Annotated in this window: 2 protein-coding genes; both read left to right on the forward strand. The window is 64.4% G+C overall.

Annotated features, from left to right (window positions below):
• Positions 1 to 153 precede the first annotated feature (153 nt).
• Complete coding sequence (gene istA, locus BMI87_RS21755) at positions 154 to 1,386, forward strand: IS21 family transposase (protein WP_078523536.1); 1,233 nt, start codon at positions 154 to 156, stop codon at positions 1,384 to 1,386.
• Positions 1,383 to 2,225 carry an IS21-like element helper ATPase IstB gene (gene istB, locus BMI87_RS21760; protein WP_078523537.1) on the forward strand — a complete coding sequence of 281 codons (843 nt, stop codon included), beginning with the start codon at positions 1,383 to 1,385 and terminating at the stop codon, positions 2,223 to 2,225. The genes istA and istB overlap by 4 nt, the downstream gene beginning before the upstream one ends.
• Positions 2,226 to 2,303: the final 78 nt, after the last annotated feature.

Below are 2,303 nucleotides of genomic sequence, written 5' to 3' on the forward strand. Positions count from 1 at the left end.
TGTAACCGCCGGACGTAATCTCCCCGAAACCGCCGTTTGAATTTTCCCCAGACGTGAGCGTCAGTGCCAATTCCGAACTTCATCTATTCGGAATTGGCACTGTCGCGGGACACAGGCCTGATGCTCCGAACGGAGAGCGACAGGGGCAGGCAGGTGATAGGACTGAGGGAGATCGTCTTGATCCAGAATTTGAAGAACCAGGGTCTCAGCATCACCGCGATCGCGCGGAAGGTTGGCTGCGACCGGAAGACGGTGCGGAAGTATCTCGAGCTGGGGCTGGAAGCTCCGGTCTACGGGCCGCGCCAACCACGGGCACGGGTGATCGAGCCCTATGAGTGCTACCTGCAGGAACGCGTTCGGGCCTTTCCCGATCTCAGCGGCGCGCGGCTTTTACGCGAGATCCGGGAGCTGGGTTATGAAGGCGCTTACACCGCGGTGACGGACTTCCTGCGCGAGGTGCGCCCGGCGCGGCACGCCCCGTTCGAGCGGCGGTTCGAAACCCCACCCGGCAAGCAGGCCCAGGTCGACTTCGCGGAGTTCACGGTGGAGTTCACCGACAAGCCGGGCGTGGTTCGCAAGGTCTGGCTGTTCTCGCTGGTGCTCGGCCATAGTCGCTGGCTTTGGGGCAGGTTCGTTGCCAGTCAGAACCTGCAATCGGTGCTGCGCTGCCACATCGCGGCCTTCGCTGCTCTCGGCGGCGTGCCAGAGGAGATCCTCTATGACCGGATGAAGACGGCGGTGATTGGCGAAGACGAGGCCGGAGTGGTCACCTACAATGCCGCATTGGTTGCGTTACTGAACCACTACGGAGCGGTGCCACGGGCCTGCCAGCCGTATCGAGCAAAGACCAAGGGCAAGGTAGAGCGGCCCTTCCGCTACATCCGGCAAGACTTCTTCCTGGCCCGCACATTCCGCAACATCGACGATCTCAACACCCAGTTCGAGGCCTGGCGAACCGAGATCGCCAATCCCCGGGTTCATGCCACGACCCGACGGGTGGTGGACGCGGCCTTCACCGAAGAACAGCCCAGTCTGAAGCCGCTCCCGGTGATCCCCTACAGCGCCGTCCTCACCGTAGAACGGCGCGTGAGCAAGGAGGGGATGATCTCGGTCGGTGGCAATTTCTATTCCGTGCCCGACACGACCCGTCGCCGGACACTCGAGGTCCAGCATCACGCCGAGGAGCTTCGGATCTTCGAAGACGGGCACCTGATCGCCTGCCATCCGGTTCTGGAAGGCAAGGCCTGCCGCCGGGTCGACCCCACCCATCGCAAGACACCGCCGAAGAAACCGGCCCCGCCGCCGTCATCGCAAGGGCTACGGCGGCCGCTCGACTTCTATGATGCGGTTGGCCGACGCCTGGCCGCTACGGGGGCGCCATCATGACCGATCTTTTGGACCGTATCCGCGGCGCCCTTGTCGGCTTGAAGATGCCGCGTGCGCTGGAGGCGCTTGATCACACCATACGGCAGCTCGAGACGGGCGAGATCACCGCGATCGAGGCGATCGACGGGCTGCTCAGCGAGGAATATGCGACCCGCGAGACGCGCCGGATCGACGTCGCCCTGCGCACGGCCAAGCTGCTGCCGGTCAAAACGCTCGAAGGCTTCGACTTCCGCTTCCAGCCCTCGCTCGACCGAGATCGGATCGCGGCCTTGGTCCAGCTCGACTTCATCCGGCGCGCCGAGGTCGTTCACTTCCTCGGGCCGCCGGGCACCGGCAAGAGCCATCTCGCAACTGCGCTCGGCGTCGCGGCGGTCAAGGCCGGGCGAAGCGTCTACCGCGCCACACTCGCGGAACTGATCACCGCGCTGAACCAGGCCGAACGCGAGGGACGACTGCCCGAAAAGATCCGGTTCTATGCCCGGGCCGCGCTGCTCATCGTCGACGAGATCGGCTATCTGCCGATCACGACCGGCGGCGCCAACCTGTTCTTCCAGCTCGTCAACGCCCGCTACGAGAAAGGCGCCATGATCCTGACCTCGAACCGCGGCTTCGCCGAATGGGGCGAGGTGTTCGGCGATCCGGTCGTCGCGACAGCCCTGCTGGATCGCCTCTTGCACCATGCTGTCGTCATCCAGATCGAAGGGGCCAGCTACCGGCTACGCGCCCATGCCGACCTCATCCCCGAGCATGTCAGGGCGAACGCCCCCATCGCTCCGCCGCCACCGCCCAAGCGCCGCGGACGGCCACCGAAAAACCAGAATGGAGGCGCCGATCACTGAAACCGGCTGATCGCCGCAACCGCCGTAGTGGGGAATTTTACTTCGGCACTTTTGGGGAAAATTAACACGGCGTTGACA

This window comes from Thioclava sp. F28-4, assembly GCF_002020045.1.
Lineage (GTDB): Bacteria > Pseudomonadota > Alphaproteobacteria > Rhodobacterales > Rhodobacteraceae > Thioclava > Thioclava sediminum.

Coding starts and splice junctions, on each gene's coding strand:
- istB (WP_078523537.1), top strand. CDS start 1,383: ATGACCGATCTTTTGGACCGTATCCGCGGCGCCCTTGTCGGCTTGAAG.